The following is a 6,181-nucleotide window of genomic DNA, read 5'->3' on the forward strand; positions in this document are numbered from 1 at the left end:
CCGCGGCGCGGTGGTGCAACGACATGATGAACGCCGCCGGACCGGTGGATCAGAAGCAGGACGCCGACGCCGCCGTGCGGTGAGGCTGATGCGGCCGGAGAGCGGTCGCTCTGGTACGTCAGTGGCTACCGCAGCGGGTAGGTCTGCAACAGATGCTCGAGCAGCCCGGCGATCGTGTGGTTGTCCAACTCGCGGACCATCGCCGTCTCCACCTCGAGATACACCTCGGTCAGTGCAGGCCGGATACCGTGACCGACCGGGCAGTCCGGCTTCGGCTCGTGGGGATGCAGGGCGAACGGCGTGCCGGGCCCGAGCGCCGCATACACCTGGCCGAGGGAGATCTCCTCGGCCGGCCGTTCCAGCTGCCAACCCGACCCGGGTCCGCGACCCCCTCCCACCAGCCCGCCTTTCCGTAGCGGCGCAAGCACCCGCCGGACCAGTACCGGGTGGCTGGCGAGACTCTCGGCGATCCGCTCGGAGGTAATCGGGGATTCACCCTGCCGAGCCGCCAACTCGATCCAGCAGAGGGCATGAATGGCGGTGGTGAACTGGCTGTTCGCGGTCATGTCGGCTCCTTGCGCAACCACCATGGTTACACAAGTGGCCGCAAGGTCAGGCCGCGGCGGCCCGGGTCCAGCTCATCACCCAGTTGGTCTCCCAGCTCTCTCGATCATCGACCGAGAACGCCTGCTCCCACACCGCGGACGTCGGCGTGATCGAGTGCCACATATAGCGAGCGATGATGTCACGGCCGTCGAAGGTGTCCGGGCCGTCGGCCACGAACGTGCCGTCCTCACGCCACCGCCCCCGCACCGGCGGCTGCAGGTGCCCGGTGCCGCTGCTGACCCAGTAAATGGTCCAATCGCCCGTGGCGGCCTCATGAACCCGGATCGAGCTGCCGGCGAAGCCCAGCTCGGGGAACCACATCTCATCGATGCTGATTGCGCCGTTGTGCAGGGTGGAGGCGGTGGCCGTGGCAGGTGTGGTGTACCAGTCGTCCTTCCCGGCGAGAGGTGTGCGCAGGCGCCGGTTGTCGACGAGCCAGTCCCCCACGAGGAAGTCGAAGCCCGCAGTGCGCTTGTGCAGACCCGGAATATGCGGTGGCCGGATCATGGACGATCATCGCCCGTCAGAACCGGCCGCAGGCGCATCAGCTCGATGACACCGGAGTACGTGCCGGCCCACCGCGTCCAGCCGGAATGGGCGCGTAACCGGCTCAGAGCCTCGGCCATCTCGGCAGGTTCGCCGAAGTCGGCCGTCCAGACATATGCCGATGTCGAGAGCACCGGCAGCCGCGGAAACGTGTTCGTCGCCGGCTCGGTTCGCCACGTCGACACCGGCACCCGCAGCACATCTTCGACGAGGCCGTGCAGGTCGCCACTCATCACCGCCTCGGCGGCCGGTCCGCCGGCATCGTGCATGACCATGATTGCCGTCGCCGGGTCCGGCGCGCCGGCGATCGGTCGGCCGGCTCGCATGTCGGCGTGCGGCGGGTCGGTGTGGCGCAGCAACAGCACATCGTCACTGTCGATCATCGTCTCGTTTGCTTGGTCGCGGTGCGCGGCCCACACCGGCCCGTCGTAGAACGTCGCCAAGGCGCGATGCCGGGCTGTCATGTCGGGAAAGGCTCGCCACCACACGAACCGATCGGGCTCATCCATGTCCTCGTACACGGGGCCGACGAGCATCCCGGCGTCCCGCTGCCCGACGATGAAGTGGTCGGCGAACAGCCGCAGGAGAACCGGTCCGGCGCCGGGCCGCAACCGATAGCGGCGCAGCTCAGCCACGCCGGCCGCCGCGAACGACGACGGCGGCCCGAGCTCCTCTGCCTGCCTCATCGACGGCTGCCTTTCAAATATGTAACTCGCACAGTTACTCAAGATAGCCGTACCGCGCCTGCCTGAGAAGTTCAGGGCTTGACGTATTTCAGCGAGACCGCACCGGTCGGGTTTCGGCTGACGGACACCAGGTTGAGTCGTTGCGACGTCGCACCACGGCGTAGCAGCGTCTCGCCGGTCCCCCGGATGAGGGGAAACAGCGAAACGTTCAACTCATCGACCAGGTCGTGCTCGAGCAGCGTCTGGGACAGCTGACCACATCCGTAGATGACGAGATCGCCATCGCCCTCGAGCTTGAGGCGGGTGACCGCCGCGACCGGGTCCTCCTTGACCAGGACCGAATTGTTCCAGTCCGTCCACGTCAACGTGGACGAGAAGACGTACTTGCGGATGGCGTTGACCCGGTCCGGGTACGGTCCCGATTCGTGCGGCCAGGCCGCGGCGAAATACTGGTAGGTATTGCGCCCCATGAGCATCGCATCGGTGCGCTGCAGCTGTTCCAACGGACTCCTGAGCCGCGCCGGAGTCGAAGAAGGGCCCTGCGAAGCTGCGAGGTGAGTCGTGGACTCCGTCCAACGTCAGCAGGCACCCGACGATCAATCTGCGCATCGCTTCTCCTTGAGGGATATCCGTGGGCAAGCTCCTCACGTGTAGATCCGCGCAACGTGGAAAAGGAATCGGTGGTTCAGGGCGCGACGAGGCCGGCGAGAGACCGGTCACTCGTCGCGTCGGCCGGCGCGAAGGCCGTAGAGGCCCAGTACGAGAGCCAGAGCGCCCATCGCGAAGATGGACAGCCGCAGGATGAGCGGCACGCCGCTGCTCCACAGCAGGAGCCCGGCGATCAACATCACGATCGACAACACGACGACGACCACCGACAGGCAGCCACGTGTCGCCGGGGAGACGTTCTCGGGGTCGCGTGGATCACCGGCGTACATCGGCGCTCCTCATTCACGCGCGATGGGTGCCGGTCAGTCGGCGATGTGGGCGGTGTTGTCGATCCAGTGCTGGACCAGTGCGGTGTCGCCGTCGATGCTGATGCCGGTGGTTGCGCGGTCGGTGAATTGGCGTCGCCGGGTCAAGGTCAGCAGCAGCGAATGCGCCGGGCCGGTCACCGTCACATCGGCCCCCTCCCGTCCCGGCCGCCACGTCGCCCCGTCGGGCCGCCGTTCGACGAACCAGGCGCCCGCGTCGTCCGCGGTGTCGGTCGCCAGCCACTGCAGGGTCTGCCCGGTACCACGGATGGCGTGGGCGGACTCGGACCGCAGCATCTCCCACGTCGGAGAAGTGAGCATCGCGAAGTGGTTACTGATCAGCGCGGCCGCGACGTCGGCGTCGACGTCGGCCGGGCGCCCTGCCGCGTTCGCGGCGTCGGCGCCGTGCACGACCGCCTCGTTGAGGGAGCTGGACAGCCAGAATCGCGTACCGGTCCGCTCGTCCCGGGCGGGGTTGAACACCGGAGCGTCGAGCGCGTCATCGGAGCATGCGTTCGCGACCCGCTGCGCGGACTCCGAAAGCGACGCCGGCCACTCACTGGGGTCGGTGGGTATCACGGCCATCTCGGTCGGCAGCTTCGCGGGATCGGTGATGCGCCGCTCGATGATCTCCGCCACCCAGTGCTGGGTCTGGCCCACGTGCTCGACCAGGTCGGTGACGGTCCACTCCGGAGCCGTCGGAACGGCGGCGTCAGGCCCGGCCGCGACGGCTGATTCGGCCAGCCGCCGGGTGTATTCGACGATCGCTTGACGTGCGCGTTCCGCGTTCAGCTCGGTCATTGTCGTCCTCTCCGCGTGCAGGTCGGTCGTACCCATGTCGTACTCATCATGTCCTTCTCTCCTGAGTGATGGGTGGCGGTCCGAACGACGGGGTGCCGGCGAGCCGGCCACCGTCCACGACCAGTGGGGCGCCGGTGACGAAGGACGAGGCCGGCCCGCACAGCCACCGCACCGCGGCGGCGACCTCCTCCGCACGGCCGATTCGGCGTAGCGGCAGCGTGGCTGCGACGTGTTCCTGCGCGGCGGGGCCGGCGGAGCGCAGCGCGCCGGTCAGGATCGGTCCGGGTAGGACGGTGTTGACCCGGACGCCGTCGGCGGCGTAATCCAAGGCGGCGGTGGCGCTCAGTCCGATCACGGCGTGTTTGGCGGCGACGTAGTCGGCCAGGCCGGCGACGGCTTGCGTCCCGGCGGTGGAGGCGATCGTGACCACGCTGCCGCCACCGGCCGCGGCGATCGCGGGGAGCTCGTACTTCAGACCCAGGAAGACCCCGCGCAGGGTCACCGCGATCGTGTGGTCGAACTGGTCCACCGGGAGCTGCGCGAGCGGCACCGGCCGGGAGCCGTGCGCGGCCGCGTTGTTGACCGCCACGGTGAGCCGGCCGAAGGTGGCGACCGCGGTGTTCACCGCCTGCGCGACTGCCGTCTCGTCGGTGACGTCGGCCTGGACGGCCAGAGCTGTCGCGCCGTCGGCCCTCAGCTCCGCGCAGAGCCGCTCGAGGGCATCGACGTTGCGGCCGGCGGCCACCACCGCGGCTCCGGCCGCGGCCAGCTCCCGCGCGATCGCGGCGCCGATCCCCCGGCCGGCGCCCATCACCAGCGCCACGTGATCGGCCAACTCCCGAGCCGGGGCGGTCATGCGGACGGCCGGGCGAACGGTGGCGGGCCCTCGAACCCGACCGGGCCGACCAGGCGCAGCTCTCGCGCCCCGAGCTGGTCCAACGCGCCGGCGTCCCCATGGCATTGCCGTCCACTCGGCCGCTCATCTAGCATCATTACAGTGACTGTAACGAACTCGGACGCCGAGGAACAGCCTTCGCCGGGTGGTTCACGGCAGCAGCAGAAGGAACAGACGCGGCGGCGCATCGCGGCCACCGCCATGCAGCTGTTCGCCGAACGCGGCTTCTCGCAAGTCACCGTCGCCGAGGTCGCCGACGCGGCCGGGGTCACCGAGAAGACGGTCTTCAACCACTTCGCGAGCAAAGAAGACCTGGTGTACGCGCAGGACCAGGCGTTCGAAACAGCCCTGCTGGACGCCGTCACGTCTCGACCGCCCGGCATCTCGGCCTTCGACGCCGTCCGCACATTCCTGCTAAGCACCTATGCGCGCTTTCCGGGGGAAGCCGCGGTTCAGCGCCGCGCCACCGCACTCGCCACCCTCATCGCCGCGAGTCCGGCCCTGCGGGCGCGCGAACGTGAGATCCTCGCCCGCTACGCCACGAGCCTGCGCGACCGTCTCGCTGCCGACTCCGGCGCACGGCCCGGCGATCTGCGTCCCGCCGTGGCGGCGGACGCCATCATCGCCGTTCACCAGGCCGTGATCGCCGGCCACCGCGCGGGGCTGCTCGCCGGCGAACCCACCCAGCGGCTCAGCCGGCGCATGCGCGCCGCCGCCACCGAAGCCTTCGAGTTGCTCGGCCGCGGCTTGAGCGGGTTCGGGCCGGTTCGATAACGGGGCGGCGGCAAGGCATCGACGTGTGTCACACTCCGGGCTCAACCTTGCCGTTGATCGCTGTGCATGCCGATTCGGGGGGCGGCGTCGGCGGCCCGTCGTCCTGCGAGGTTTAATGAGATTGCACCGCTTGCTGTTGTCCTGCGCTCTGGCCGTCGCCGTGGTCGGCACATCGGCGACCGCCGCGATGGCGGAGCCGGCAGCCGACGTCGCCGTCGCCTCGCCCGTGTGCGGCGTCGCCGACGGCGTCACCGTCGACGCGCTGGGCGACCGCCACTACCGGTTCACGCACGAGGGCGGCTGGTCCGAGGATCACGTGGTGCCCGCCGCCGGCTTCGACCCGGCGACCGCGTCGGCGTCCCGGCTCGCCGCGCTGGGTCTGCCGCCACGCCCGGCCGCCGGCGCCGATCGCGCCATGTGGGACGAGGCCGCGCGCAACGTCGCCAAGCCGCGCACACCGCAAGCGGCGTGCAACCTGCCCGGCGTACGGGCAGCGTCATACAGCTACAACTGGTCCGGGTACAGCGCGAAGGCGGCATCCGGCAAGATCTACTCAGCGGCCAGCACGTCGTACACCGCGCCCTCGATCTACACCTCGACCTGCACCAACGAGAGCATGGTCCAGTTCGCGGCGGTCGCCAACGGGACCGGGTCGATGATGGTGCAGGACGGAATGTTCGTCGACCAGTACTCCGGATCTCTCGGGGGAGGCGGCTTCTACGAGTTCGTCGGTGGGCCCTGGGACACCGGCGGCGTCATGAGTGTGGCGACCTCCGTTCCGTACGTCGCCGGTCACCGCTACTACTTCTCCGTTCAGTACGTCGACCGGTACCGCTGGGGTGTGACGGTGCAGGACCTCGACAGCCTGGCCACCTACAGCACGTCGATCTATCACCCGG

At 69.2% G+C, this 6,181-nt stretch carries 9 protein-coding genes and 1 pseudogene; 2 read left to right on the plus strand and 8 right to left on the minus strand.

Translation table 11 applies throughout. The features are described 5' to 3' along the window. Positions 1–125: 125 nt before the first annotated feature. The 8 genes and pseudogenes from AB0M20_RS21720 to AB0M20_RS21755 all read right to left on the minus strand — a co-directional run bounded on the left by AB0M20_RS21720 (position 126) and on the right by AB0M20_RS21755 (position 4,606). A complete protein-coding gene (locus AB0M20_RS21720; protein WP_364300785.1) occupies positions 126–566 on the minus strand; it encodes an Rrf2 family transcriptional regulator in 441 nt (146 codons plus the stop codon). Positions 567–612: 46 nt separating this feature from the next. Beyond that, positions 613–1,113 (minus strand): hypothetical protein, encoded by a 501-nt coding sequence (locus AB0M20_RS21725; RefSeq protein ID WP_364300787.1) that lies wholly within the window; start codon positions 1,111–1,113, stop codon positions 613–615. Continuing rightward, positions 1,110–1,838, minus strand: coding sequence for a hypothetical protein (locus AB0M20_RS21730; protein WP_364300789.1), 729 nt, complete (start codon positions 1,836–1,838; stop codon positions 1,110–1,112). Before AB0M20_RS21730 ends, AB0M20_RS21725 begins: the two co-directional genes overlap by 4 nt. Positions 1,839–1,909: 71 nt before the next feature. Beyond that, positions 1,910–2,377 (minus strand): annotated as a pseudogene (locus tag AB0M20_RS21735) (dihydrofolate reductase family protein); the annotation flags it as partial. A gap of 177 nt (positions 2,378–2,554) precedes the next feature. After that, entirely contained in the window at positions 2,555–2,776 is a 222-nt protein-coding gene (locus AB0M20_RS21740; RefSeq protein ID WP_364300792.1) for a hypothetical protein, read from the minus strand. Between the two features lie 33 nt (positions 2,777–2,809). Beyond that, complete coding sequence (locus AB0M20_RS21745) at positions 2,810–3,649, minus strand: maleylpyruvate isomerase family mycothiol-dependent enzyme (RefSeq protein ID WP_364300795.1); 840 nt, start codon at positions 3,647–3,649, stop codon at positions 2,810–2,812. A gap of 10 nt (positions 3,650–3,659) precedes the next feature. Further along, positions 3,660–4,469 (minus strand): SDR family NAD(P)-dependent oxidoreductase, encoded by an 810-nt coding sequence (locus AB0M20_RS21750; protein WP_364300797.1) that lies wholly within the window; start codon positions 4,467–4,469, stop codon positions 3,660–3,662. Beyond that, a complete protein-coding gene (locus tag AB0M20_RS21755) occupies positions 4,466–4,606 on the minus strand; it encodes a hypothetical protein (RefSeq protein WP_364300799.1) in 141 nt (46 codons plus the stop codon). Before AB0M20_RS21755 ends, AB0M20_RS21750 begins: the two co-directional genes overlap by 4 nt. Positions 4,607–4,610: 4 nt before the next feature. Here AB0M20_RS21755 and AB0M20_RS21760 point away from each other — a divergent pair, with 4 nt between their 5' ends. Both AB0M20_RS21760 and AB0M20_RS21765 read left to right on the plus strand, forming a co-directional pair. Next, entirely contained in the window at positions 4,611–5,282 is a 672-nt protein-coding gene (locus AB0M20_RS21760; protein ID WP_364300801.1) for a TetR/AcrR family transcriptional regulator, read from the plus strand. Positions 5,283–5,397: 115 nt separating this feature from the next. Then, a partial coding sequence (locus AB0M20_RS21765) for a hypothetical protein (protein WP_364300804.1) occupies positions 5,398–6,181 on the plus strand: 784 nt, incomplete at its 3' end.

This window comes from Actinoplanes sp. NPDC051633 (assembly GCF_040681735.1).
Lineage (GTDB): Bacteria > Actinomycetota > Actinomycetes > Mycobacteriales > Micromonosporaceae > Actinoplanes.